At 63.3% G+C, this 24,421-nt stretch carries 25 protein-coding genes and 2 riboswitches; of the genes, 14 read left to right on the top strand and 11 right to left on the bottom strand.

The genetic code is table 11. The features are described from left to right. Positions 1–10: 10 nt before the first annotated feature. A complete protein-coding gene (gene thiB / locus P3R82_RS26450; protein ID WP_283195926.1) occupies positions 11–1,027 on the bottom strand; it encodes a thiamine ABC transporter substrate binding subunit in 1,017 nt (338 codons plus the stop codon). 44 nt (positions 1,028–1,071) lie between these two features. Further along, positions 1,072–1,187: riboswitch (TPP riboswitch) on the bottom strand. 59 nt (positions 1,188–1,246) lie between these two features. Then, positions 1,247–2,779 carry an MDR family MFS transporter gene (locus P3R82_RS26445; RefSeq protein ID WP_283195925.1) on the bottom strand — a complete coding sequence of 511 codons (1,533 nt, stop codon included), beginning with the start codon at positions 2,777–2,779 and terminating at the stop codon, positions 1,247–1,249. Between the two features lie 116 nt (positions 2,780–2,895). On the opposite strand from P3R82_RS26445, the gene P3R82_RS26440 reads away from it, so the two are divergent. The 4 genes from P3R82_RS26440 (at position 2,896) to P3R82_RS26425 (ending at position 6,734) form a co-directional block, all read left to right on the top strand. Beyond that, positions 2,896–3,432: a MarR family transcriptional regulator gene (locus tag P3R82_RS26440; RefSeq protein ID WP_183899958.1), complete on the top strand. Its 537-nt coding sequence runs from the start codon at positions 2,896–2,898 to the stop codon at positions 3,430–3,432. Positions 3,433–3,515: 83 nt separating this feature from the next. Continuing rightward, entirely contained in the window at positions 3,516–4,166 is a 651-nt protein-coding gene (locus P3R82_RS26435) for a thiamine diphosphokinase (protein WP_283195924.1), read from the top strand. Between the two features lie 3 nt (positions 4,167–4,169). Then, on the top strand, positions 4,170–5,993 hold the full coding sequence (locus tag P3R82_RS26430; RefSeq protein WP_283195923.1) for an ABC-F family ATP-binding cassette domain-containing protein: 1,824 nt from the start codon (positions 4,170–4,172) through the stop codon (positions 5,991–5,993). Between the two features lie 117 nt (positions 5,994–6,110). Further along, positions 6,111–6,734, top strand: coding sequence for a DUF5666 domain-containing protein (locus tag P3R82_RS26425; protein ID WP_283195922.1), 624 nt, complete (start codon positions 6,111–6,113; stop codon positions 6,732–6,734). Between the two features lie 15 nt (positions 6,735–6,749). Here P3R82_RS26425 and P3R82_RS26420 read toward each other — a convergent pair whose 3' ends face one another. Then, on the bottom strand, positions 6,750–8,579 hold the full coding sequence (locus P3R82_RS26420; protein WP_283195921.1) for an ABC transporter ATP-binding protein/permease: 1,830 nt from the start codon (positions 8,577–8,579) through the stop codon (positions 6,750–6,752). A gap of 151 nt (positions 8,580–8,730) precedes the next feature. Then, positions 8,731–8,808, top strand: a riboswitch (SAM riboswitch). 35 nt (positions 8,809–8,843) lie between these two features. On the opposite strand from P3R82_RS26420, the gene metA reads away from it, so the two are divergent. From metA to P3R82_RS26385, 7 genes are all read left to right on the top strand, one after another. Continuing rightward, positions 8,844–9,767 carry a homoserine O-succinyltransferase gene (gene metA / locus P3R82_RS26415; protein ID WP_283195920.1) on the top strand — a complete coding sequence of 308 codons (924 nt, stop codon included), beginning with the start codon at positions 8,844–8,846 and terminating at the stop codon, positions 9,765–9,767. Positions 9,768–9,871: 104 nt separating this feature from the next. Beyond that, positions 9,872–10,894: an aldose epimerase family protein gene (locus P3R82_RS26410; protein WP_283195919.1), complete on the top strand. Its 1,023-nt coding sequence runs from the start codon at positions 9,872–9,874 to the stop codon at positions 10,892–10,894. 113 nt (positions 10,895–11,007) lie between these two features. Continuing rightward, the gene (locus tag P3R82_RS26405) at positions 11,008–11,781 is read left to right on the top strand and encodes a GntR family transcriptional regulator (RefSeq protein WP_283195918.1); all 774 of its coding nucleotides are present in this window, start codon (positions 11,008–11,010) and stop codon (positions 11,779–11,781) included. After that, on the top strand, positions 11,778–12,809 hold the full coding sequence (locus tag P3R82_RS26400) for an SIS domain-containing protein (RefSeq protein WP_283195917.1): 1,032 nt from the start codon (positions 11,778–11,780) through the stop codon (positions 12,807–12,809). Before P3R82_RS26405 ends, P3R82_RS26400 begins: the two co-directional genes overlap by 4 nt. Further along, complete coding sequence (gene nagA / locus P3R82_RS26395; RefSeq protein ID WP_283195916.1) at positions 12,809–13,960, top strand: N-acetylglucosamine-6-phosphate deacetylase; 1,152 nt, start codon at positions 12,809–12,811, stop codon at positions 13,958–13,960. The genes P3R82_RS26400 and nagA overlap by 1 nt, the downstream gene beginning before the upstream one ends. A 137-nt stretch (positions 13,961–14,097) precedes the next feature. Next, entirely contained in the window at positions 14,098–14,244 is a 147-nt protein-coding gene (locus P3R82_RS26390) for a hypothetical protein (RefSeq protein WP_283195915.1), read from the top strand. Between the two features lie 85 nt (positions 14,245–14,329). Then, positions 14,330–14,473: a hypothetical protein gene (locus P3R82_RS26385; protein WP_183900136.1), complete on the top strand. Its 144-nt coding sequence runs from the start codon at positions 14,330–14,332 to the stop codon at positions 14,471–14,473. Positions 14,474–14,490: 17 nt separating this feature from the next. On the opposite strand, the gene P3R82_RS26380 is transcribed toward P3R82_RS26385, so the two are convergent. Both P3R82_RS26380 and P3R82_RS26375 read right to left on the bottom strand, forming a co-directional pair. Further along, positions 14,491–15,216: a beta-ketoacyl-ACP reductase gene (locus P3R82_RS26380; RefSeq protein WP_283195914.1), complete on the bottom strand. Its 726-nt coding sequence runs from the start codon at positions 15,214–15,216 to the stop codon at positions 14,491–14,493. Positions 15,217–15,285: 69 nt separating this feature from the next. After that, positions 15,286–16,467 (bottom strand): acetyl-CoA C-acetyltransferase, encoded by a 1,182-nt coding sequence (locus P3R82_RS26375; RefSeq protein WP_283195913.1) that lies wholly within the window; start codon positions 16,465–16,467, stop codon positions 15,286–15,288. A 237-nt stretch (positions 16,468–16,704) separates the two neighbouring features. On the opposite strand from P3R82_RS26375, the gene phaR reads away from it, so the two are divergent. Further along, a complete protein-coding gene (phaR, locus tag P3R82_RS26370) occupies positions 16,705–17,283 on the top strand; it encodes a polyhydroxyalkanoate synthesis repressor PhaR (RefSeq protein ID WP_183899971.1) in 579 nt (192 codons plus the stop codon). A gap of 60 nt (positions 17,284–17,343) precedes the next feature. On the opposite strand, the gene P3R82_RS26365 is transcribed toward phaR, so the two are convergent. From P3R82_RS26365 to mtgA, 5 genes are all read right to left on the bottom strand, one after another. Next, a complete protein-coding gene (locus P3R82_RS26365) occupies positions 17,344–17,751 on the bottom strand; it encodes a hypothetical protein (protein ID WP_283195912.1) in 408 nt (135 codons plus the stop codon). A gap of 256 nt (positions 17,752–18,007) precedes the next feature. Next, complete coding sequence (locus P3R82_RS26360; RefSeq protein ID WP_283194553.1) at positions 18,008–19,378, bottom strand: IS1182 family transposase; 1,371 nt, start codon at positions 19,376–19,378, stop codon at positions 18,008–18,010. Positions 19,379–19,444: 66 nt separating this feature from the next. Then, positions 19,445–19,630, bottom strand: coding sequence for a 50S ribosomal protein L32 (gene rpmF, locus P3R82_RS26355; RefSeq protein WP_003543812.1), 186 nt, complete (start codon positions 19,628–19,630; stop codon positions 19,445–19,447). A 156-nt stretch (positions 19,631–19,786) separates the two neighbouring features. Then, the gene (locus tag P3R82_RS26350) at positions 19,787–20,434 is read right to left on the bottom strand and encodes a glutathione S-transferase family protein (protein WP_283195911.1); all 648 of its coding nucleotides are present in this window, start codon (positions 20,432–20,434) and stop codon (positions 19,787–19,789) included. A 106-nt stretch (positions 20,435–20,540) separates the two neighbouring features. After that, a complete protein-coding gene (mtgA, locus tag P3R82_RS26345; RefSeq protein ID WP_183899974.1) occupies positions 20,541–21,287 on the bottom strand; it encodes a monofunctional biosynthetic peptidoglycan transglycosylase in 747 nt (248 codons plus the stop codon). A gap of 135 nt (positions 21,288–21,422) precedes the next feature. On the opposite strand from mtgA, the gene P3R82_RS26340 reads away from it, so the two are divergent. Together P3R82_RS26340 and P3R82_RS26335 are read left to right on the top strand one after the other, a co-directional pair. Beyond that, on the top strand, positions 21,423–22,334 hold the full coding sequence (locus P3R82_RS26340) for a polyprenyl synthetase family protein (protein WP_283195910.1): 912 nt from the start codon (positions 21,423–21,425) through the stop codon (positions 22,332–22,334). Between the two features lie 149 nt (positions 22,335–22,483). Continuing rightward, the gene (locus P3R82_RS26335; RefSeq protein WP_283195909.1) at positions 22,484–23,122 is read left to right on the top strand and encodes a LysE family translocator; all 639 of its coding nucleotides are present in this window, start codon (positions 22,484–22,486) and stop codon (positions 23,120–23,122) included. 28 nt (positions 23,123–23,150) lie between these two features. Here P3R82_RS26335 and ispG read toward each other — a convergent pair whose 3' ends face one another. After that, complete coding sequence (ispG, locus tag P3R82_RS26330) at positions 23,151–24,404, bottom strand: flavodoxin-dependent (E)-4-hydroxy-3-methylbut-2-enyl-diphosphate synthase (protein ID WP_283195908.1); 1,254 nt, start codon at positions 24,402–24,404, stop codon at positions 23,151–23,153. Between the last annotated feature and the right edge of the window lie 17 nt (positions 24,405–24,421).

Below are 24,421 nucleotides of genomic sequence, written 5' to 3'. Positions count from 1 at the left end.
TTCATGCTCATCAGTTCATGCTCATGGCGGCGAGCCACTCGTCGATCCAGGCCTTGCGGTTCCTGGCAACCTCATCCGAGCTCATCAGGAAGGTCTTCGACGGGTTGACGAGCTTGCCGAAGGCATCCGGCAGCGGCTCAGAGGTCTTGGACACCGGCATCATCCTGTTGTTGGTCGGGATCGTGTCCTGAAAACCGGGCGTGATCATGAACTTCAGGAAGTCCCGCGCCAGCGCCTTGTCCGGCGCGTTCTTCAGGAGACCGGCGACCTCGATCTGGATGTAGTGCCCTTCGGAGAAGGCGGCTGCCTGGTAGCGATCGGTGTTTTCCGAAACCATGTGGTAGGCCGGCGATGTCGTGTAGGAGAGCACCATCGGCGCCTCGCCCTTGGTGAACAGGCCATAGGCCTCCGACCAGCCGGGCGTCACCGTCAGCACGCGCTTCTTGAGCTTCGCCCAGGCGTCCGGCGCCTTGTCGCCATAGACCGACTTCACCCACAAGAGCAGACCGAGGCCCGGCGTCGAGGTACGGGGGTCCTCGATGACGATCTTCTGCGCGGGATCGCCGTCTACCAGCTCCTTCAGGCTCGTCGGCGGCGTCTTGATCGTCTGCGTGTCGTAGATCACGGCGAAGTGGCCGTAGTCATACGGCACGAAGACGTCATCCTTGAAGCCGCCAGGCACCGTCAGCGCGCCGGTATCGACGCCGCTCGCATCGAACAGGCCGGTGGCCTTGGCTTCGGTGATCAGGTTCGTGTCGAGGCCGAGCACGAGATCGGCCTTGGTGCCAGATCCCTCGAGTTTCAGGCGCGACAGCAGCGCCACGCCATCGGCGACGCTGACGAAATTGACGCTGCAGCCGCAGGTCTTCTCGAACGCCGCCTTCACCTTGGGGCCGGGACCCCATTCGGAGGTGAAGCTCTCATAGGTGTAGATGGTGAGCGTCTTGTCGGCGGCCTGGGCCGCCGTTGCCGAAAAGCTCGCCAACAGCACGGCGGCGCCGAGCGCATAGGTCTTGAAATGGGTCATGACACCTCTCCTCTAGGTTCAATGAAGGGGAAAAGGGCGGTGCCTGGTGTCACGCGTCTAATCCCTCCGCCGGTGTTAGCCGGATCAGGTTCCGCGGGTTGGCTTTCGCAAGCCTCTCAGCCAAATATCGCAAGGATACGAGGCACCCCGTTAGAGCGTCGCAAGGTGTATATCCGTAGCCGGCGTCTGGCAAGAGCGGACGTCGGCAAGGTCCGCCGGCTATTCGGCGGCCTCGGCGGTCGCTTTCGCGGGTGCGGCCCCGGCGCGCGGCAATTGCACCGGCTTCAGCATCAGCGCCGCGACCAGCCCGATCAGCGCGATGCCGCAGGAGGTCATGAACAGCGGCACGAAGGCATTGGCATAGGCTTCCGCCACCGCCTGGCGCGCGGCCTCCGGCAGGGCGGCCAGCATCTTCGGCGTCAGCTGTTCGATGTCTGTCACGCCGGGAATGGAGGAGCCGACGCGCGCGAGCTGCGAGCCGATGATCGCGCCGTAGATCGAGATCGCGATCGACGCGCCGCCCATGCGCGACAGGGTCACCGAGCCGGTCGCCGCGCCGATATCGCGCACCGGCGCCGCGTTCTGCACGCCGATGATCGGAACCTGCTGCGCCAGGCCGATGCCGACGCCCTGCAGCGTCATCACCGCGCCGATGAAGACGATCGGCGTGCCGGCGTGAAACTGCGACAGCAGCGCGAAAGCCAGCGCATTGCAGCTGAGGCTGGCGACGGCGAACGGCTTGTAGCGCCCCGTCACCGAAATGATCCGCCCCGCCGAGATCGACCCGCACATCAGGCCGCCTGTGAGCAGGATGAAGAACAGCCCGGCCGCGGACGGAGAAAGACCCGTCGTGGTCTGCAGGAAGAGCGCGAAATAGTTCACCATGCCGATGGCGATGCCGCCGCTCATGATCGACATGATCAGCAGCAGGCTGAAGGTCGAATTGCGAAACAGCGACAGCGGAATGATCGGTTCGGCGGCGCGGCGCTCGACGAACACCCACGACACCAGGAGGACCACGCCGGCGGCGATGATCGCGAGATTGAGCGGTGCGATCAGCGAGCCGAACACCTGCGCGCCATCGGCGGCGAGCACGATGCTTGTCGTCGTCAGCGCCAGGAGAATGGCGCCGGCATAATCGATCGTCGGACGGCGGTTCGGCTTGCGATAGGGAAGCATGACGGCCAGGCCGCCGAGCACCACGACGCCGATCGGGATATTGACGAGGAAGATCGAACGCCAGCCGAAGAGATCGCTCATCGTGCCGCCGAGCACCGGCCCGATGGCGCCCGATGCCATCAGCACGAGGCTGACATAGCTCTGGTACTTGGCGCGCTCGCGCGGCTCGAAAAGATCGGCCGTCACCGCGAAGATCGACACCATCACGCCGCCGCCGCCGAGGCCCTGCAGCAGGCGCGCGGCGATCAGCGTGTTCATCGACACCGCCATCCCGCAAACCGCCGAACCGACGGTGAAGATCAGGATCGCGGCCATCATCACATATTTGCGGCCAAAGAGATCGCCGAGCTTGCCGTAAAGCGGCATCACGGCGCTGACAGCCAGCAGATAGGCCGAGCCGACCCAGCTGAACCGATCGAGTTGCCCGAACTCGCCGACGATCGTCGGAAGCGCCGTGGCGACGATCTGGTTGTCGAGCATGGCCATGAACATGGCGGTCATCAGGAAGAGAAACAGGATGAGCCGGCGACGCGGATCGGTCACCAGCGGCTGCGCGGCGATCTGTACATTCATGGGGGCGATCTTTCAGGTTATGGCGAATTTATGTGACATCAGCACATAAATGTCAATGTCACATAAATGACATCTGCATATTTTCTTGCGCCACGCTTCCTGCTATCGTCCGACACATGAATGAGACCGCAGAAAAAACCCGCGAGCCGGACGCCGCGATCGAGGACATCGTCCATATCGGGCAGAGCATGACCCGTATGCGGGTGATAACGGGGCGGCGCCTGATCGCCCGTCTCGCCATCGCCAAGGTGGCGCCCGATATCGAACTTTCGCATCTCGACGTGCTCGATGCCGTCATGCGCGCCTCCGAGCAGGGGGAGGTCACCGTCGGCACCATAGCCGAAGCCATGCGCATCGATCCCTCGCGCGCCAGCCGGATCGTCGCCGATATGGTGGGCCGGGACGTCCTGCGGCGCGCCGCCTCGCAGCAGGACGCGCGGCGCATCCTCGTGGAGGTCACCCCCTTCGGCCAGCGCCTGCTGGAAGAGCTGAAGGCCCAGAAGCTCGCCATCATCAAGGACGTGATCGCCGACTGGTCGGCTGAGGAGGCGGAAGCCTTCGCCGGCCTGTTCGACAAGTTCATGGGTGGTTTCGAGCGCGTCTTCGCCGTCAAGGACAAGAACCTGCCGCCGGCGCCCAGCCTGTCAAAATAAAGCCAAAGGTTACCCGGGCTCGCCGATAAAGACATGCCGGCGCCCTTTCCCTTTTCCTCCGCTTTGCGCTATGGGCAATGCGCATGAGCCAATCCACCTTCACCATCCTGCTCGGCGGCGAGCTGCACATGACGGAGCGCCTTCGCGCCGCCGTATCCGGCAGCAGTTTCATCGCGGCCGATGGCGGCATGCGGCACGCGCTGGCGCTCGATGTCCGGCCGGAGCTCTGGGTCGGCGATTTCGATTCCACGCCGGATGATCTGACGGCCGCATTCTCGGACATCCCGCGAAAACCCTACCCCGCCGCCAAGGCCGCGACCGACGGCGAGATCGCCGTGTCGGAAGCCATCGCGCGCGGCGCGACACGACTGATCCTCGCGGGCGCCCTTGCAGGCGACCGCTCCGATCACGCGCTGCAGCACCTCATCTACGCCGTCAGTCTCGCCGAGACCGGCCTCGACGTGCTCCTGACCTCGGGAACGGAAGAAGCCGTGCCGCTGATCGCGGGGAGCATCACGCTCGATCTGCCGAGGAACAGCCTGTTTTCCGTTCCCGCCTTCAGCGAGCTCAACGGTCTCTTCATCGAGAACGCCCGCTATCCGCTCAGCGATTTCCATTTGCCCTTCGGCTCGTCGCGCACCATTTCCAATGTCGCGGAAGGCCCCGTGCGCTTCTCGCTTGAAAGCGGCCGCGCCATCGTGCTCGCCCGCCCTTACGATCTTTCCGGAGTCTGATTTTTGGCGCCCCCTATCCTTAAACTCGACGATATCTTCCTGAGCTTCGGCGGAGCGCCGCTTCTGGCGGGTGCTGCCCTGCAGGTGGAGCCCGGCGACAAGATCTGCCTTGTCGGCCGCAACGGTTCCGGCAAGTCGACGCTTCTGAAGATCGCCGCCGGCATGGTCGAGGCACAATCCGGCGAGGTGTTCCGCCATCCGTCATCGACCGTGCGCTATCTCGAACAGGCGCCCGATTTCGCCGGCTACAACACCGTGCAGGCCTATGCGGAAGCAGGCCTTGGACCGGGCGACGATCCCTACCGCGTCACCTATCTTCTCTCGCATCTCGGCCTCACCGGCGAGGAAGACCCGAAGAACCTCTCGGGCGGCGAAGCGCGCCGCGCGGCCCTTGCCCGCGTTCTGGCGCCCGAGCCCGATATCCTGCTCCTGGACGAACCGACCAACCATCTCGACCTGCCCACCATCGAATGGCTGGAAGGCGAGCTGCAGAAGACCCGCAGCGCGCTTGTCCTGATCTCGCACGACAGGCGCTTCCTGGAGAAGGTCTCGACCGCCACCGTCTGGCTCGACCGCGGCACCTCGCGTAGGCTCGACCGCGGCTTCGCCCATTTCGAGGCCTGGCGCGACCAGGTGCTCGAGGCCGAGGAAATGGAACAGCACAAGCTCGGCAAGGCGATCGAGCGCGAGGAGCATTGGCTGCGCTACGGCGTCACCGCGCGCCGCAAGCGCAACATGCGCCGCCTCGGCGAATTGCAGACGATGCGCGCCAGCTATCGCGGCCACAAGGGACCGCAGGGCACCGTGCAGGCGACCGTTTCCGACGCGCAGGAATCCGGCAAGCTCGTCATCGAAGCCGACAAGATCACCAAGACCTATGGCGAGCGCCCGATCGTCGCGCCGTTTTCGATCCGCGTTCATCGCGGCGATTGCATCGGCCTCGTCGGCCCGAACGGCGCCGGCAAGACGACGCTTCTGAAGATGCTGACGGGCCAGCTCGCGCCCGACACCGGCATCATCAAGCTCGGCACCAATCTGGAGATCGCCACGCTCGACCAGAAGCGCGAGGATCTGAACCCAGAGGACACGCTGGCGCACTATCTCACCGACGGACGCGGCGAGAACCTGCTTGTCAACGGCGAGCAGCGCCACGTCACCGGCTACATGAAGGAATTCCTGTTCCAGCCGGAGCAGGCCCGCACGCCGATCAAGAACCTTTCCGGCGGCGAGCGCGCCCGCCTGATGCTCGCCCGCATGCTGGCGCGGCCGTCCAACCTGCTTATTCTCGACGAACCGACCAACGACCTCGACATCGAGACGCTGGACCTGCTGCAGGAAGTCGTCGCCGGCTTCCCGGGTACCGTCATCCTCGTCAGCCACGACCGTGACTTCCTCGACCGCACCGTGACCTCGACCATCGCGCCCGCCGTTCCCGACGCGCCCGATGGCCGATGGATCGAATACGCCGGCGGCTATTCCGACATGCTGGCGCAGCGCAAGGGTGCCGCCGACGAGCGCAAGAAGGCGGAAAAGGCCGAGAAGGCGAAAGCGCAGCAAGCCGCTCCGGCCGCGGACGCGCCGAAGGGCAAGGGAAAGCTCTCCTTCAAGCAGAAGTTCGCGCTCGAAAACCTCCCCAAGGAGATGGCCAAGGCCGAAGCCGAGATCGCCCGGCGCGAGGAAAAGATGGCCGACCCCAACCTCTTCTCCAAGGACCCCACCACCTTCAACCGCCTGGCCGCCGAAATGGAGAAATTCCGCGACAGCCTGGTGAAGATGGAAGAGGAATGGCTGGAGCTCGAAATGCTCCGGGAAGAGCTGGAAGGCTAAGGGGCGGGCCTTCGCCGCCAACGCGGTTTGCCTCACATTTCATTGATTAGCCAGCACTGAAACCTCGTGCCTAAGCTCCGGGAGGCTCCAGCCCCCGGGGCCATGAGGAGAAAACCCATGTCTCGCTATCTGAATACCAGCCATGTCGCGGCGCTTGCCGTCGGCATCCTTCTGGGCACGTCGCATGTGACTTCCGCCGCCGACCCACAGAACGTGCGCGTGCGCGGCGATGTAGCCAGCCTGACCGGCGACACGCTCGTCGTCAAAACCCGAGAGGGCGCCGACCAGACGGTCACGCTGAAGCCTGACTGGAAGGTCGGCGGCATCAGGAAGGCATCCGTCGACGACATCAAGCCCGGCGATTTCGTCGGCATCGCCTCGCTGCCCCGGCAGGACGGCGGCGACGGCGCGCTGGAAGTGCTGATCTTTCCGGCGGCCATGAAAGGCACCGGTGAGGGAAGCCGGTCCTGGGATCTGAAGCCCAACAGCAGCATGACCAACGCAACCGTGGCCAAGGCCGTCAAATCCGTCGACGGCCACACCGTGACGCTGACCTACCAGGGCAAGGAAAAGACCATCTCGATCGCGGACGATACGCCGATCGTGACCTTCACCGCCGCGCAGAAGTCCGACCTGACGCCGGGCGCGCATATCATCGTCATGGGCGAAAAGGCCAGTGACGGAACGGTCTCCGCGGCACGGGTCACCGTCGGCACCAACGGCATCGTTCCGCCGATGTGATCGCGATCACGACGATCATAGCGCGGGCGCCGGCGTGTTCGGCGCCCTGTCCGCGACCTTGCCTTGATCGGGCTTGGCGGCAAGCGCTTCGAGATGCAGCACGCGCGGATGGAAGGCCTCGATATAGGCGTCGGAGCGGCCGATATATATCATCGTCGCCTCCGGCATCGCCTCGAGCACCTTCATCATCGTCGACTGCCACTCCGGCTCCATGCCCTCGAGCACTTCGTCGAAGACCATCCATTGCGGCCTGACGAGCAAGAGCCGCGCGAAGCCGATGGCGCGCTGTTCATCGGCATCGAGCAGCTTGTCCCAGCGCGCGCGCGTGTCCAGACGGGCAACGAGATTGTGCAGCCCCGCCTTTTCGAGCGCAGCGATCACATCGTCGTTCTTGTAGGTGTCGGCGGCTGCGGGAAACGCCAGCGCTTCGCGCAGCGTGCCACCCGGAATATAGGCCGATTGCGGCACGAACAGCATGTCGTCGGTGGGTGGCAGGCCGATCTTGCCGCTTCCGCAGGGCCACAGCTCCGACATGGCCAGGAACAACAGCTTGCGATTGACGTTGTGATCGCCGTTGATCATCACCTTCTCGCCGGCCTTGATGGTGACGCTGCCTTCCTGCAGCCGGAAGCCGCCGCACTGGTCGATCTCCTCGTCCATCTTGGTGGCGATGGTCACATCCTCGAGCGTCAGCGTGCCCGGCGCGCTGCGTTCATAGGCGATCGTCTCCTTGAGATCGACATCGTCGCCCATGGTGGTCAGAGCCTGGCGGAAATCGGTGACGCGCATCAAGGTCGCGCGCCATTCGGCGATCGGGCCGAAGTTCGACACGTACCAGCGCAGCGCCGTGTTCACCTGGTTGAAGGCGCCGACCGACATCATCAGCTGACCGAAGGTGAGGCCGCCGGAGAAATAGGCGGGCGCCGCCACGATGATCGGAATGACGACGACGAGCCAGCCGTAGCCGGCTGACACCCAGGTCAGGTTGACGTTGGCCATCGCCAGCTTCTTGATGACGGCGAGAACGGCGCTGATGTCGGTGTTGATCCGCCCCCGCTCGTTCTCTTCCCCGCGCGCAGCCGTGATCGCCGGAATGTTCTCGTTGGCGTGCATCAGCGCGAAACGCAGCTCCGCCTCCCTGGAGAAGCGGTCCGCGTTGAGCTTGACGAGCTTGCGGCCGACGAGCTGGCTCAGCACCGAGGCGGACGCGGCGTAGAAGATCGCCGCCCAGACCATATAGCCTGGAATGGAAAAGGCGTATTCACCGAAGCGGAAGACGAAGCCGCTCGACAACTCCCAGAGAACGCCGATGAAACTCACCAGGAGGATCGTCGATTGTACCAGGCCGATGACGAGCCCCGTGGTGCTTTCCGCCAGATTGCGCGCATCCTCATGCAGACGCTGGTCCGGATTGACGCCGATCAGCCCGCTGGAAGCGAGCCTGAGCGCCCGCTTGCGCTGCAGCCACTGGTCGACGAGATCGCGTGTCAGCCCCTCGCGCATATAGAGCGCCGTCATCTGGTTGAGCCAGGCCTGGATCACGTTGAGCAGGAGCAGCATGCCGGCGATCAACGCGAAGATCTTCAGCTGGTAGAAAAACCCCGGCAGATCGCGACGCGAGATGGCGTCGTAGAATGGCGCGTTCCATTGGTTGAGAATGACCGTGGCATAGGCCGTCGCCAGAATGATGCCGATCAACGCCGTCGAGAGAATGAGCACTGGCACGCGCACCTTGGAATGCCAGAATGCCGAAAACATCACCTTGAGACGGAAGATCAGGCTGAGATCATACCCGACCCGGTCCTGCCCCTGGATGCTCGGTCTGCTTTTGACGTCCTCTGCCATCATGCTTCCTTACGCGTCTGTAGCACCTGAATAGCACCGTGAGTCAGCCTGTCCAGCAACAGTTTCTAGCATCAGGTAACGGGGGAGTGACCATGGCGCCGACGAGGCGGTTTCTTTCGACGATTGATTCGCGGCCCGACTGGCGCTATTTAGAGCGCTCCGTGGTGATTTGGCCGGCCGGCTTGCAGCCACGTTAAAGAAGTTGCTAAAGGGCCGCGTGCGGACCGATAGCGATATATTCGTATTTTTCATCGAGTGACCGCTATGCCGATCAAGATCCCCGATACCCTGCCCGCCTTTGAAACCCTGGTTCAGGAAGGTGTGCGCGTGATGACCGAGACGGCCGCGATCCGTCAGGACATTCGCCCCCTGCAGATCGGGCTTCTGAACCTCATGCCGAACAAGATCAAGACCGAGATCCAGATGGCGCGCCTCATCGGCGCCTCGCCGCTGCAGGTCGAGCTGTCGCTTGTTCGCGTCGGGAACCACAAGGCGAAGAACACCTCGGAAGACCATCTCTTCTCCTTCTACCAGACCTGGGAGGAGATCCAACACCGGAAGTTCGACGGCTTCATCATCACCGGCGCGCCGATCGAAACGCTTCCATACGAAGACGTCACTTATTGGCATGAAATGCAGCAGATTTTCGACTGGACGCGCACCAACGTGCACTCCGCGATGAATGTCTGCTGGGGCGCGATGGCCGCGATCTACCATTTTCACGATATTCCGAAGCACGCGCTGACGGAAAAGGCCTTCGGCGTCTATCGCCACAAGAACCTCAAGCCATCGTCGGTCTATCTGAACGGTTTCTCCGACAATTTCGAGGTCCCGGTCTCGCGCTGGACGGAAGTGCGGCGCGCCGACATCGAAAAATCCGACACGCTCGAAATCCTGATGGAATCGAGCGAGATGGGCGTCTGCCTCGTTCACGAGAAGAAGGGCAACCGGCTCTATATCTTCAACCACGTCGAATATGATTCGACGTCGCTCGCCGACGAGTATTTCCGCGATGTGAATGCCGGCGTTCCGATCAAGATGCCGCACAACTACTTCCCGCACAACGACCCGTCGATCCCGCCGCAGAACCGCTGGCGCAGCCACGCGCATCTGCTTTTCGGCAACTGGATCAACGAAATCTACCAGACGACACCCTACAATCTGGAAGATATTGGCGAGGACGGCTGAGGCTTTTCGTCTCGCTTGTTTTTATAGCGCGGCGGTTGCGATTTCATTCAATTGAGAGCAGGTTCTGGCCCGAAATTGTGGACGCGAACCGGGGAGGAAACAGGATGGCGGATGGATTGAAGCGGGACGTTTTTGGGACGACGAAGACGGGCGAGACCGTCCATCGCGTCGAAATCTCGGGCGGCGGCCTGACCGCCAAGGTGATCACCTGGGGCGCAGTCATCCAGGACCTCAGGCTCGAGGGTCATGATGCGCCGTTGACCCTTGGGTTCGACGATTTCGACAGCTATCCCGCGCACTCCGCCTATTTCGGCGCGACGCCCGGCCGCAACGCCAACCGCATCGGCGGCGGCAAGTTCACGCTCGATGGCAATAGCTATCAGCTCGACCTCAACGAAAACGGCGTCAGCCACCTGCATGGCGGCTTCGAAAACATCGCGCTGCGCAACTGGACGATCGTCGAGCACGACAGCGACCGCGTCGTCCTGAAGATCGTCGATGCCGATGGTCGCGGCGGCTATCCCGGCAATTGCACCATCCTCGTCACCTACCGCGTGCATGGCGATGGCGAGCTCTCGGTGGTTTACGAGACGACGAGCGACCAGCCGACCATCGCCAATGTCTGCCAGCACGCCTATTTCAATCTCGACGGCCGCGACGACACGCTGGGCCACGACATCATGATCGCCGCCGACAGCTATCTTCCGACCGACGAGCGCCAGATCCCGACCGGCGAGATCCGCCCGGTGCAAGGAACGGTATTCGATTTCCGCGAAATGGCCTCGCTGAAGCGCTTCGAGGGCGACACTCAGGCGCTCTACGACCATAATTTCTGCCTCTCGTCCGAACGTGTCGCCAAGCGTTCCGTGGTGCTCGCGCGCAGCCTCTATTCCGGCGTCTCGATGGAAGTGCGCACGACCGAGCCCGGCGTCCAGTTCTACGCCGCCTTCAAGCTCGATGTGCCGGTACCCGGCATCGGTGGCCGCAAATACGGCCCCTTCGCCGGCTTCTGCCTGGAAACGCAAATCTGGCCGGACGCCATCAACCATGAGGGCTTCCCCAACGCGGTTCTGCGCCCCGGCGAAGTGCTGCGCCAGGAAACCGACTACATATTCTCGAAGAACTGACGGCGAAAAGCCGACCACTCCTGATGTCATCAAACCCTCGCGGAACTTTGCGAGGGTTTTTTTGTGCGCGTTGGCACTTGCAATTGGTTCCAAAGAGGTTCTATTTTAATCTCATGGATAGAACCAGTCTGATAGCGGAGATCGACACGCGCGGACTGCGCGACACAGCGCGCAGCGGGCCTCTCTATCGTCGTCTTGCGCAGGCACTGACCGGCCTGATCAACGAGGGCCTGCTGAAGCCTGGTGCCGCATTGCCGAGCGAACGCGATCTGGCCGAAGCCCTGAAGATCGGCCGCGTCACGGTGCGCACCGCCTATCGCGATCTCCTCAACACGGGCACGCTGGAATCGCGCCACGGCAGCGGCACCTTCGTCTCCGCCAAGGTCGAGCGCATGGAACAGTCGCTCTGGCGGCTCTCGTCCTTCTCGGAAGACATGCGCTCGCGCGGGCGCGTGCCGGCGGCGAGGATCCTCTCGCGCGCCATCAACAAACCCTCGCCGGAGGAAGCCTTCCTGCTGGGCCTCGGCGTCGACGAGCGCGTCTTGCGCCTCGATCGCCTGCGTCTTGCCGACGGGCTGCCGCTGGCGATCGATCGCTCCGTGGTCCCCATAAAATTCCTCGATGACACCGCCGGCGGCGAAGGCTCGCTCTACGACGCGCTGACGGCGAGCGGCCACCGGCCCGTGCGCGCGTTGCAAAAACTCTCCGCCGTCACGCTCGACGCGACGTCGGCGGCGGCGCTCGACGTCGCGACCGGCGCCCCGGCCCTTCTGATCGAACGCGTATCCCGCCTGGAAGACCAGCGCGTCGTTGAATACACCCGCTCGCACTATCGTGGCGATGCCTATGATTTTGTCGCAGAATTGAGAATTGGAGATGAGCTATGAGTGAACCCCAATCGCTGATGTTGCAGGAAGCCGGCCAGTCTCCCGAAGTGGTCGCCACGCTGCTGCGCAAGGAAAAGCCTGTTTTCGACGAGATCGCCAAGCTCTTCTCCAGGAATGCGCCAAGCGTCGTCACCACGGCCGCGCGCGGCTCCTCCGACCATGCCGCCACCTTCTTCAAATATCTCTTCGAGATCACCTGCGGCATTCCGGTGGCCTCGGTCGGCCCGTCGATCGCGTCGGTCTATGGCGCGCCGCTGCGCCTCAAGGGCGGCATTCATTTCACCGTGTCGCAGTCGGGCGCCAGCCCCGATATCGTGGCGCTTCAGGAAGCGGCCAAGCAAGGCGGCGCGACGACCATTGCCGTCGTCAACGTCACCGACAGCCCGCTCGCCAAACAGGCCGATCTCGTGCTCGACCTCAACGCCGGGGCCGAAAAGAGCGTCGCCGCCACCAAGTCCTTCATCGCCTCGGTCGCGGCCCTGTCGGGCGTCACCGCGGCAATCGGCGCCAACGGCGACCTGCGGGCCGCGCTTGAAAAGCTTCCCGAAGCACTGGGCGCCACATCGGGCATCGATACAGCTGCCGCCGAAGACGTGCTCTTCAACGCCACCTCGCTCTACACCGGCGGCCGCGGCCCCGCCTTCGCCATCGCGCTCGAGGCGGCGCTGAAGGCCAAGGAAACCTCCGGCCTGCACGCCGAGGCATTCTCGCTCGCCGAACTCATGCACGGCCCGATGCGCCTCGTGCAGCCGGGCTTCCCGATCCTTGCCTTCACGCCCGATGACGCCGCTTACGCCAACAACGTCAAGGCGCTGGAGCGCCTGAGCAAGCTCGGCGCCACCACCGTTCCCTTCTCGACCAGGGAGCTTCCCGGCATCAACCTGCGCATCCCCACCACAGGCAACGGCCTGCTGGACCCGCTGGTCTCGCTGCTGGTCTACTACCGGATGATCGAGGCGGTCACCCGCCGCAAGGGCTTCGACCCCGACAAGCCGGCCAACCTCCTGAAGGTTACGGAGACCGTCTGATGCCGCGCAAGATCTTCTCCGGCGCCCGTATTTTCGACGGCGAACGCTTTCACGACGACAGGGCGCTTGTCGTCGCCGACGGCCGCATCGAGGCGATCGCCGCCATGAACGACCTGCCTGATGGCGAGACAATCACGCTCGGCGGTGGCATTCTCGCGCCCGGCTTCATTGATGCCCAGGTGAATGGCGGCGCCGGCCGGATGCTCAACGACGAACCATCGCCCGCCTCCATGTACCGGATCGCCGGAGGGCATCGTCCCTATGGCACGACATCGCTGCTGCCAACACTGATCACCGATACCGGCGAGGCGACGGCCGCAGCCATCGACGCCGCGAAAGACGCGGTCAAAACCGACCGGGGCGTCGCCGGCCTGCATCTCGAAGGTCCGCATCTTGCGCCCGCCCGCAAGGGCGCGCATCTGGCCGAACTGATGCGCCCGGTCAACGACGGCGACGTAAAGGCGCTTTCCGCCGCCGCGCAGGTGATCGGCACGCTGCTGGTCACGATGGCGGCCGAGCAGGTCACGGTGCGACAGGTGCGCGAACTGAGCGAAGCCGGCGTCGTCGTCAGCATCGGCCACTCCGATTGCACGAGCGAGGCAGCCGAGGCGCGCTTCGACGCCGGCGCCCGTGGCGTCACGCATCTGTTCAACGCCATGAGCCAACTCGGCCACCGTACGCCGGGGCTTGTGGGCGCGGCGATCGATCATCCGGCCGTCTGGTGCGGCATCATCGCCGATGGCCACCATGTCGATCCCAAGGCACTGCGCACGGCGCTTCGAGCCAAGCGCGGCGAGGGCAAGCTGTTCTTCGTCACCGACGCCATGTCGCTGGTCGGCTCCGCTGAAAACAGCTTCACGCTCAACGGCCGCACGGTGCGGCGCGAGACCGGCGCCTTCTGCTCGCGACTGGTGCTCTCCGACGGCACGCTCGCCGGCTCGGACGTCGATATGGCCTCGGCGATCCGCTATGGTCTGACCTATCTCGACCTCTCGCTCGCCGAAGCGCTGCGCATGGCCACGCTCTACCCCGCCCGCTTCCTCAAGCTCGGGGATCGCGGCCGCCTGGCGACCGGCCTGCGCGCCGATCTCGTGCACATGACCGACGGGATCAAGGTGAACCAGACCTGGATCAGCGGCGATCCTGCGTGACCAAGGAACGACGATTGTCAACCCGATGTTGACAATCGGTCGCCAAAGCCTGGTCTATCCGGTAATGGCCGGCAGGCTCATATTCCCCTCACGAAACGGCGGCCCATCGCAGGCGCCACGATTTGAGAGGACAGACCATGGCCCAGATCGCCCTGAATTCGGCAGCCGCCATCCTGATCGCGGCGGCATTTCTGGCAACGGCAGCAATGGCGCTGCGCACTGAAAGCCAGGCGCGCATCCGCGTCCCCGCAAAGGTCAGGAACCGGCACCATCCCAACGGTTGAACGACCGAATAATTCCTCGAATTCGCCCCAATATCGACACCGGCGGAGATCAGGAATGCTCCACCGGCTTTGGGAGTGACAGACAATGACGAAGATCATCGGCGCGGCGGCGATCCTGACGATTGCGCTCGCCACGTATGCGGCCTCGCTCAACCCCTATGACGCCGGCAGGGTTCAGGCCAATCAGCCGCAGCAGACCGACGACCGCGACACGGCCTCCATCCGCTAGTCTGGCCCCGCCAGGTTCTAGACAAACAGCTGCCCGCCATTGGCGCTGAGCGTCGAGCCGGTGATGAAGCCGGCATCATCGGAAGCCAGAAATACCACGCAGCGCGCGATCTCCTCCGGCGTACCGAGGCGCCCCACCGGGATCTGCGGAATGATACGCTCGTTGAGCACCTTCTCCGGAACGGCGAGCACCATCTCGGTGCCGATATAGCCCGGGCAGATGGCGTTGACGGTGATGTTCTTCGCCGCCCCTTCCTGCGCCAGCGCCTTGGTGAAGCCGAGATCGCCGGCCTTCGCCGCCGAATAGTTCGCTTGCCCCATCTGGCCCTTCTGGCCGTTGATCGACGAAATGTTGACGATGCGCCCGAAGCCGCGCTCGCGCATGCCGGCCCAGACCTGGTGCGTCATGTTGAACAGGCCGGTGAGATTGGTGTTGATCACCTCGTGCCATTGCTGCGGCGTCATCTTGTGAAACATCGCGTCGCGCGTGATGCCGGCATTGTTGATCAGCACCTCGACCGGGCCGATCTCGGCCTCAATGCGCGCCAGACCTTCGGAGCAGGCCTCGTAGCTTGAAACGTCCCATTTGAAGACCGGAATGCCGGTCTCCGCGTGAAACGCCCGGGCGGCTTCGTCGTTGCCGGCGTAGTTGGCGGCGACCCGATAGCCCGCGCTCTTCAGCGCCAGTGAAATGGCCGCGCCAATGCCGCGCGTTCCGCCGGTGACAACAGCGACTTTGCTCATGTTCCGCTCCCCAAATGTAAGGCTCCGCTATGACCGGAGCTCAACCACCACACAATGTAAAGCAGGCTATTAGAATGCTTCGAAGCACATGGCGACGCCCATTCCGCCGCCGATGCACAATGTCGCAAGTCCCTTCTTGGCGCCGCGGCGCTTCATTTCGAACAGCAGCGTGTTCAGCACGCGCGCGCCGGACGCGCCGATCGGATGGCCGATGGCGATCGCGCCGCCATTGACGTTGACGATCTCCGGGTTCCAGCCGAGATCCTTGTTGACCGCACAGGCCTGCGCGGCGAAGGCCTCGTTGGCCTCGACCAGATCGAGATCGTTGATCGACCAGCCGGCCTTCTCCAGCGCCTTGCGCGAAGCCGGGATCGGCCCGGTGCCCATGATCTGCGGATCGACGCCGGCGGTTGCCCAGGACACGATACGGGCCAGCGGCTGGATGCCGCGACGCGATGCTTCCTGTTCGGTCATCAGCACGGCTGCGGCCGCGCCATCGTTGAGACCCGAGGCGTTGGCGGCCGTCACCGTGCCTTCCTTGTCGAAGGCCGGGCGAAGCTTTGTCATCGCCTCCATCGTCGCGCCATGGCGAATATATTCGTCCGCATCGACGGTGACGTCGCCCTTGCGCGTCTGGATCACGAAGGGAATGATCTCGTCGGCGAAACGCCCGGCCTTCTGCGCGGCTTCCGCCTTGTTCTGCGAGGCGACGGCGAACATGTCCTGCTCCTCGCGCGACAGCTGCCACTGGCGTGCGATGTTCTCAGCGGTGACGCCCATGTGGTAGCCGTAGAAGGCGTCGGTAAGGCCGTCCTTGATCATGGTGTCGACCATCTTCATGTCGCCCATCTTGGTGCCGGCACGAAGATGGGCGGCATGCGGCGCCATCGACATCGATTCCTGGCCGCCTGCGACGATGATCTTCGCGTCGCCGAGCGCGATCTGCTGCATGCCGAGCGCCACGGCGCGCAGGCCGGAACCGCAAAGCTGGTTGATGCCCCAGGCGGTCGCCTCCTTGGGAACGCCGGCCTTCATCGCCGCCTGGCGCGCCGGGTTCTGCCCCTCGCCCGCCGGCAGCACCTGCCCGAGGATGACTTCGTCCACTTCGGCGGCATCGACGCCCGCCCGATCGAGCGCGCCCTTGACGGCGGCCGCACCCAGCTCGTGGGCGGCGACAGTGGCGAAAGCGCCGTTGAACGAGCCGACGGCCGTACGGCCGGCGCTGGCGATGACGATAGACGGACTGGACATGAAGGTCTCCTCGTTAGCTTCACCACGTATGGGTTGAAACTGACAAAGCTTCATCGCCAAGTCAAACGACAAGAAAGCATCCGCGAATTTTCGAAAGAACTTACGTTGCGTGAATTATGCTAACGCCAAAAGGGGCTTGCCGCATCGCACAAAGAGATTGTCACCGGCCCGATTTTGCGTCTACACTCCCAAGTGGAGGAATTTCAATGACAATAAGACGCGCTTCGGGAGATTCATATGGCGAAGAATGAGGGCCAGGTAGCGATCAAGAAATACGCCAATCGCCGACTCTACAACACGGGAACCAGCACCTACGTGACGCTGGAAGACCTGGCGGAGATGGTGAAGAAGGGGGAGGACTTCACAGTTCAGGACGCCAAGAGCGGCGACGACATCACGCATTCCGTGTTGACGCAGATCATCTTCGAGCAGGAATCGAAGACCGGCAACACGCTGCTGCCCATTTCCTTTTTGCGCCAGCTGATCACCTATTACGGCGACCAGATGCAGATGGTGGTTCCGAGCTTCCTGGAGCACTCCATGCGCGCCTTCACCGAGCAGCAGACGCAGATGCGCGAACAGGTGACGCGCGCCTTCGGTGAGACGCCGCTGACGAAGAACCTGCAGCTGCCCATGCAGATGGTCGAGGACCAGGTGCGCCGCAACACCGAAATGTTCCAGCAGGCGATGCAGATGTTCTCGCCCTTCAAGGCGCCAGCGACGAACGCCAAGGAAAGCCGCAAGGCCGAAGCCAAGGACATCGACGAACTCAAGGAACAGTTGCGCGCGCTTCAGAGCAAGCTCGACAGCCTCTGATAGCAGACCGGATCACTCAGCATCTCCTCAAGCCGAAAGCTCGGGGAGATGCCCAAAAGCTTACAGCCCGATCGAAACATCCCGCCCGGCGCTGCGGATCGACACCGCGAAACCGCCGACCACGTCGATCAGCGCGATCGTCAGAAGAATGAAGAACACCTGCGTCGCCGCATCCGGAACAAGCAGGAATTCCACCAGAAACGCGATGAACACGAGCATGGACAGCATGTGGTTGGCCAGGCTGCCGCGCGCATTGTGTGTCGCCCTCAATATCTCGAAGAACAGGACGACGAGCGCCACGACGATGAGGAGGTCGCCGAGCGACATGCTCCAGATCGCGCCCGATATCATCGACAGCACGAACAGGTCGTTGTCGAGCGCGGGAAGTCCGCCGCCGCCCATGAACCCGACCATCGCAAGATTATAGAGAATGAAAGGCACGACCATCAGCGGAATTGCAGTGAACATGTGGCGGTATTCTCCCTCAGCGGAAGAATAGTGCCGTAAAGCACCACGTCACTTCAAGTGATCATGCGATATATTATTGCCAAAATGCAAAAGGCCGGCACATGGCCGGCCTTGCGAATTCTGCTGAAGCAGAACGCATAATGAAATTATGCGCCAGACTGCTGACAAACCCCGTCATTTTTTGGCGGGGTTTATTTTGTTCTGAGTTGCGCGCTGGATCGGCTGTTTTGAACGAGGCTTTCGGATGGTCGCTTTCTCATGCGGGGCTCGGTTGGCTGGCCTTGGTGAGGGCCATTGCGATCTTCTTGATGTTCTGGGCGGTTGCGGCCATCAGGCACTGGCATTGGACCCGGACGAGACTTCGGAACCGCGCGTAGCGGTGGCCATGCAGTTGTTTGGCGTCGGCGAAGGATCGCTCGACCGTCTCCTTGCGCCGTTTATAGACCGCCTTGCCCCAGGGCTTGAGCCGGTTGGCATCGGTGCGCTCGCGCGCATCGGCCCAGACATGGCGGGTGATGGTGCGTACCGCCTTGCCGTTCGATGTGCACGACGCCAGTAGCGGGCAATCGCGGCAGATCGCCGGATCGGATGTATAGTGGCGATAGCCGTTGCGGTCGGTGGTGGCGTAGGTAAGCAACTGGCCTTCGGGGCAACGATAGCCATCCACCTCGGCGTCATGGACGAACTTCGACTTGCGCATCATGCCGGCTTTCGGCGGGGTCGGATTGCGGTAGCCGGTGACGCCGAGGATGGCGCGATCCTCCAGGCCGTTGGCGATGCCCGAAGTCGCATAGCCGGCATCCAGGCCCACCGCCTTGACGTCGAAAGAGAAGCGCTCGCGCTGGCGGTCCAGCCGGTCGAGGTAGACGATGCTGTCATGCACGTTGGCCGGCGTCGCATGGGTGTCGGTGATGATCGCATGACGGCCATCGACGGTGCGATGATCGAGATAGAAGAAGCCCTTGGGCTTGCCGTCGCGCACCATGTAGCCGCTGTCGGGATCGGTGCGGCTGACCTTGGTCTGCTTGATCTCGGGCTCGCGCTCCTTCTCCTTCAAGGGCTTCTGGCCATGCAGCGCCCGCTCGGCCTCGATCGCCCTGTCGAGATCGGCCCAGTAGTCGGAACGCGACTTGGCGACCATCTCGAGATCGTACTTGCCCTTGTTGGCATTGGCCTTCAGATGCGTGCTGTCGGTATAAAGAACGGTGCCGTCGACCAGGCCATGGCCGATCGCCTGTTCGACGATGTGGTCGAAGATGTCCTGGGCGACCGACGTATCGTTGAAGCGCCGCCGCCGGTTCTGGCTGAGCGTCGAGGCATCGAACACCCCGTCCGTCAGCTTCATCCGCAGAAACCAGCGATAGGCGACATTGACCTCGATCTCGCGCACCAGCTGACGCTCCGAGCGGATACCGAACAGGTAGCCGATGAACAGCGCCTTGAACATCAAGGTCGGATCGAGCGGCGGCCGGCCGTTGTCGGCGCAATAAAGCCCGGCAACGCGATCATGGATAAAGGTGAAGTCGATCACCGCATCGATCTTGCGAAGCAGGTGATCCTTGGGCACCAGACTGTCGAGCGTCACCATCTCGAGAGCCGTCTGTTCGGGAGCAGGTTTCTTCAGCATGTCCCAGTGAATCACAAACCCCCAGCCAGAGCCAGGGGTTTGTCAGCAGTCTGACGCATAATGAAATTATGCGCTTTCCTTCGGCGTCAGAACCTGACGGCCGCGGTACATACCGGTCTTCAGATCGATATGGTGCGGGCGACGCAGTTCGCCGGAGTTCTTGTCTTCAACGTAGGTCGGTGCCTTCAGCGCGTCAGCAGAGCGGCGCATACCGCGCTTGGACGGGCTTGTTTTTCTCTTCGGTACAGCCATTTTTCTTACTCCACTTCACAGGCGAACACATCCAACGGCCAGACTGGCGGCCGAAACGACGTATCGCGATTTCGGAAATTTTGCGCGCTTATACATGCCTTGGAGGGGCTTGACCAGTCCCCAGCTTTATTTTTTGAGATTCACTTGAATCTCTCATCAGACCTCGTCTTCCTCGACGATCCAGGGCTCCGCGCGCGCCGCGTCCTCCCACGCCTTCCAGGCCGGATGGGCCGTCATCGCCGCCATATAGGTCAACGTGTCGGCCGACGCCACCAGATCGTAGATCTCGAAGCGATTGACGACGGGCGCGAACATCGCGTCGGCGCCCGAGAATTCACCGAACAGGAAGGGACCGCCGGAATGGGCGCGCAGATCCCGCCAGATCGTCTCGATACGCGCAACATCGGCCATGACGCCGTCGGCGAGCGCGATGCGGCCCTTCGGGCGGCGCATGTTCATCGGACAGGCGTTGCGCAGAGCCCTGAAGCCCGAGAGCATCTCCATCGACACGGCGCGCGCCACGGCCCGCTCGTCCCGCGCCTTCGGCCACAGCCCCGCTTCGGGATAAAGTTCGGCGGCGTATTCGATAATTGCAAGCGACTGCCAGACACGGGTGGCGCCATGCTGCAGCACCGGCACCTGCCCGGTCGGTGAAAACGCCCGGAAATGCGGATTGCCGGCAGCCATGTCGAAGGGAACAACGACCTCCTCGAACGGAATTCCGGCCGCCGTGAGCGCGATCCAGGGGCGAAACGACCATGAGGAATAGTTCTTGTTGCCGATATAGAGCTTCAGCCGGTCCAAGGATATCTCCCTTTGAGCCGGCGCGGGGGTCCGTGCACGGCATCCTTCATACGTAGGATCACGCATGCCAGATGATGTCGGCGGTCACCAGCGACATCTTCTGATGTCAGTTATAAATGCACCTGATGTAATCGCCCGAACCCCGCGCCCGGCGCTCGATGACGGCGGCGAGGCTGCGCAGTCCCCTGCCGGGTTTGCCGGCGTTGCGGTCGATCGGATTGGGCAGCGACACGGCAAGCAGCGCCGCCTGCCGGCTGGTGAGCTTCGAGGCCGGCACCTTGAAGTGATAGCGCGCCGCCGCCTCGATGCCGTAGATACCCGGCCCCCATTCGGCGACATTGAGATAGATCTCCATCAAGCGCCGTTTCGACCAGACGAAATCGGCGGTTACCGCCAGCGGCAGTTCCAATGCCTTGCGCACGAAGGAACGGCTGTTCCACAAAAACAGGTTCTTCGCAGTCTGCATCGGAATGGTGCTGCCGCCACGCGTCGCTTCGCCGCGCAGCGTATCGGTGACCAGCATCCGCATCTCGCCCCAGTCGACGCCGCCATGGAAGCAGTATTGCCCGTCTTCCGACATCATCACCGACTGCACCAGGACAGGCGAGATATCGTCGATCGACACCCATTGCCGGTCATAGCCACGCAGCAGCGCCAGGTCGCGCAGCATCAGCGTCGAGACCGGATGGATGAAGGGCAGCAGGTAGAGGAAGATCAGCGCATAGGGCAGGACGAGGAGTGCCACGATCGCCAGAACGATACGCATCATAAGCGAACGACCCTTCAGCCAAAACAGGGCGCGCCGATGGATCGGCATGGCCATGCTGTCGTCTGTCTCCGGCGTGATGTCCAATGCCCCTGACCCAGTCTCGTTCCCCTATCCTCCTTACCGCCTGCAAACTGGCATGGCCAGACACAAAGGAAATCTTGGTTGCTCTGTCGACAATTCCGTTGCAAGCCCAAGCCCGCCCGTGCCAAACAACGCCGCATGAACGCGCACCTGAAGACATTCGAAAGCCGGCTCGCCGCCAACGCCCGTGAGATCGAAGGCGTGCTCGACGCGCTGCTCTCGCAACAGGTATTGGACGACGAGATCGCGCGCCCGGAAAACCTGCGCTCGGCCATGCACTACGCGGTGCTGAACGGCGGCAAGCGGCTGCGCCCGTTTCTGGTCGTCGAGACGGCGACGATGCTGGGTGGCGATCGCGACGCCGCATTGCGGATCGGCGCGGCGCTGGAATGCGTTCACTGTTATTCGCTCGTCCACGACGACCTGCCGGCGATGGACGACGACGATCTGCGCCGCGGCAAGCCGACCGTCCACATCGCCTATGACGAGGCGACCGCGATTCTGGCCGGCGACAGCCTGCTCACCTACGCCTTCGACATCATTGCCTCGACATCGGGTATCGACGAGACGAGCAAGGTCGCGCTGATCCTGGCGCTGTCGCGCGCATCCGGCCTCGGCGGCATGGCCGGCGGGCAGGCGCTCGATCTGGCCGCCGAAAAGCGCGCGCCGAACGAACAGGGCATCATCATGCTGCAGGCGATGAAGACGGGTGCGCTCATCCGTTTCGCCTGCGAGGCGGGCGCCATCGTTGCCGGCAGCCCGGCCGAGGACCGTGCGGCGTTGCGCCGCTTCGGCGAACGGATCGGCCTCGCCTTCCAGCTCGCCGACGACATCCTCGACCTGACCGCCGACAGCGCCACCATGGGCAAGGCGACCGGCAAGGACGCCGGCCGAGGCAAGGGCACGCTGGTTGGCCTGCACGGTATGGCCTGGGCGGAAGCGACGCTGTCGGCCCATGTGAACGAGGCCGAAGCGCTGCTTCAGCCCTATGGCGAGCGCGCCGCAGTTCTCGTCGAAGCAGCCCGCTTCATCGCCGAACGCAAGAGCTGAGGCGGACAAGCGCCGCAATCGCCGAAAAAGCGTCACCGCGACAAGATTCCGGCACGCTCCCAAGCCCCGCTCTCTTGCCGAACGCAGAGCAGCGCGCCTAGAACGGCTGGACGCGCCGCGCCACCGCGCGGCCGACCGGGAACAGCGCCATGCACGAGACCCTCAGCTACCTTCCGCAGATCCTGCCCGCCTACATCGCCTATATCGTCGCCGTCATCAGCCCCGGCCCGGCCATCATGGCGATCGTCTCGACATCCATGGTCCATGGCCGCAAGGCCGGCATGACGATCTCGCTCGGCATTTTCGCCGGCTCCTTGACCTGGGCCTGCGCGGCAGCACTCGGGTTCGCCACCATCCTCAACACCTACGCGGTCGCGCTCGAGATCCTGAAGATCTTCGGCGGCCTCTATCTGCTCTATCTCGCCTACAAGGCCTTCAAGGCCGTGCGCGCCAACCCCGATATCCAGCAGGCAACAACGCCTAGGAACATGTCGACGCGTGCATTGCTGTTGCGCGGCTACGGCATCCACGTCACCAATCCGAAGGCGATCTTCGCATGGCTGGCGATCATCGCGCTCGGCATGCCGCAGGGCGCGCCGGCATCGGTTGCAGGCCTGATCGTCGGCATCTGCCTGACGACTGGCTTCATCGTCTTCATGGGCTATGCCGCGCTCTTCTCGACGCCACGGGCGCTGAAGATCTACGTCAGCCTGCGCCGCTGGATCGAAGGCGCCATGGCGGCCTTCTACTGCTTCGCGGGGTTGAAGCTGCTCACCAGCCGGATCTGATTTTGGGTAAGGAAAACGACGGCGCGGATTACTCCGCAGCCGTCCTGTTCTGGCCGAAGCGCTTTTCGATGTAATCGGCGACCAGCGCCTCGAAATCGGATGCGATATTCGGGCCGCGCAGCGTCATCGCCTTCTGTCCGTCGATATAGACGGGCGCGGAAGGGCTCTCGCCCGTGCCCGGCAGCGAAATGCCGATATCGGCATGCTTGCTTTCACCCGGGCCGTTGACGATGCAACCCATGACCGCGACGTTGAGCGCCTCGACACCCGGATACTTGTCGCGCCACACGGGCATGTTCTTGCGCAGATCGTTCTGGATGTTCTGCGCCAGTTCCTGGAAGACCGTGGACGTGGTGCGCCCACAGCCGGGACAAGCCGCGACGACGGGGACGAACTGGCGGAAGCCCATGACCTGCAGGATTTCCTGCGCTACCTGCACTTCGCGCGTCCGGTCGCCATTCGGCTCCGGCGTCAGCGAAACGCGGATCGTGTCGCCGATCCCGTGCTGCAGCACATAGCCCATGGCCGCCGACGAGGCGACGATACCCTTGGTGCCCATGCCGGCTTCGGTAAGACCGAGATGCAGCGCATGGTCGGAGCGCTCCGACAGCATGGAATAGACGGCGATCAGGTCCTGCACCTGGCTGACCTTGGCCGAGAGAATGATGCGGTTGCGCGGCAGGCCGATCTCTTCGGCGAGATTGGCCGAGATCAGCGCCGACTGCACGATCGCCTCCCGGGTCACCTGGCGCGCCGAAAGCGGCGAGCCTGCCTCGGCGTTCTGGTCCATCAGCGCGGTCAGCAGTTCCTGGTCGAGCGAACCCCAGTTGACGCCGATGCGCACGGGCTTGTCGTAGCGGATCGCCATCTCGATGATGTCGCCGAACTGCTTGTCCTTCTTGTCCTTGAAGCCGACATTCCCGGGATTGATCCGGTACTTCGCCAGCGCCTCGGCGCAATCGGGATGATCGGCAAGCAGCTTGTGGCCGATATAGTGGAAGTCGCCGACCAAAGGCACGTCCATGCCGAGACGCAGAAGCCGGTCGCGGATGCGCGGCACGGCGGCGGAACTTTCATCGCGGTCGACGGTGATACGGACGAGCTCCGAGCCGGCCTTGTAGAGCGCGGCCACCTGGGCGACCGTGGCGTCGATATCGGCCGTATCGGTGTTGGTCATGGACTGGACGACGACGGGCGCGCCGCCGCCGACGATGACGCCGCCGACATCGACGGCGACGGATGCGCGGCGCGGTTTCGGATCAAAATCCGTAGCTGAAGACATGGATAGAGCTCTTGAAC

The sequence above is a fragment of the Rhizobium sp. AN80A genome (assembly GCF_030053015.1).
In the GTDB taxonomy this organism is placed as follows: domain Bacteria; phylum Pseudomonadota; class Alphaproteobacteria; order Rhizobiales; family Rhizobiaceae; genus Rhizobium; species Rhizobium metallidurans.
This window is presented reverse-complemented; position numbering and strand designations above follow the sequence as displayed.

Bases quoted from the DNA above. Each gene is read 5' to 3' on its own strand.
- thiB (WP_283195926.1), bottom strand. From the start codon at position 1,027: ATGACCCATTTCAAGACCTATGCGCTCGGCGCCGCCGTGCTGTTGGCG.
- P3R82_RS26445 (WP_283195925.1), bottom strand. From the start codon at position 2,779: ATGAATGTACAGATCGCCGCGCAGCCGCTGGTGACCGATCCGCGTCGC.
- P3R82_RS26440 (WP_183899958.1), top strand. From the start codon at position 2,896: ATGAATGAGACCGCAGAAAAAACCCGCGAGCCGGACGCCGCGATCGAG.
- P3R82_RS26435 (WP_283195924.1), top strand. From the start codon at position 3,516: ATGAGCCAATCCACCTTCACCATCCTGCTCGGCGGCGAGCTGCACATG.
- P3R82_RS26425 (WP_283195922.1), top strand. From the start codon at position 6,111: ATGTCTCGCTATCTGAATACCAGCCATGTCGCGGCGCTTGCCGTCGGC.
- P3R82_RS26420 (WP_283195921.1), bottom strand. From the start codon at position 8,579: ATGGCAGAGGACGTCAAAAGCAGACCGAGCATCCAGGGGCAGGACCGG.
- metA (WP_283195920.1), top strand. From the start codon at position 8,844: ATGCCGATCAAGATCCCCGATACCCTGCCCGCCTTTGAAACCCTGGTT.
- P3R82_RS26410 (WP_283195919.1), top strand. From the start codon at position 9,872: ATGGCGGATGGATTGAAGCGGGACGTTTTTGGGACGACGAAGACGGGC.
- P3R82_RS26405 (WP_283195918.1), top strand. From the start codon at position 11,008: ATGGATAGAACCAGTCTGATAGCGGAGATCGACACGCGCGGACTGCGC.
- P3R82_RS26400 (WP_283195917.1), top strand. From the start codon at position 11,778: ATGAGTGAACCCCAATCGCTGATGTTGCAGGAAGCCGGCCAGTCTCCC.
- nagA (WP_283195916.1), top strand. From the start codon at position 12,809: ATGCCGCGCAAGATCTTCTCCGGCGCCCGTATTTTCGACGGCGAACGC.
- P3R82_RS26390 (WP_283195915.1), top strand. From the start codon at position 14,098: ATGGCCCAGATCGCCCTGAATTCGGCAGCCGCCATCCTGATCGCGGCG.
- P3R82_RS26385 (WP_183900136.1), top strand. From the start codon at position 14,330: ATGACGAAGATCATCGGCGCGGCGGCGATCCTGACGATTGCGCTCGCC.
- P3R82_RS26380 (WP_283195914.1), bottom strand. From the start codon at position 15,216: ATGAGCAAAGTCGCTGTTGTCACCGGCGGAACGCGCGGCATTGGCGCG.
- P3R82_RS26375 (WP_283195913.1), bottom strand. From the start codon at position 16,467: ATGTCCAGTCCGTCTATCGTCATCGCCAGCGCCGGCCGTACGGCCGTC.
- phaR (WP_183899971.1), top strand. From the start codon at position 16,705: ATGGCGAAGAATGAGGGCCAGGTAGCGATCAAGAAATACGCCAATCGC.
- P3R82_RS26365 (WP_283195912.1), bottom strand. From the start codon at position 17,751: ATGTTCACTGCAATTCCGCTGATGGTCGTGCCTTTCATTCTCTATAAT.
- P3R82_RS26360 (WP_283194553.1), bottom strand. From the start codon at position 19,378: ATGCTGAAGAAACCTGCTCCCGAACAGACGGCTCTCGAGATGGTGACG.
- rpmF (WP_003543812.1), bottom strand. From the start codon at position 19,630: ATGGCTGTACCGAAGAGAAAAACAAGCCCGTCCAAGCGCGGTATGCGC.
- P3R82_RS26340 (WP_283195910.1), top strand. From the start codon at position 21,423: ATGAACGCGCACCTGAAGACATTCGAAAGCCGGCTCGCCGCCAACGCC.
- P3R82_RS26335 (WP_283195909.1), top strand. From the start codon at position 22,484: ATGCACGAGACCCTCAGCTACCTTCCGCAGATCCTGCCCGCCTACATC.
- ispG (WP_283195908.1), bottom strand. From the start codon at position 24,404: ATGTCTTCAGCTACGGATTTTGATCCGAAACCGCGCCGCGCATCCGTC.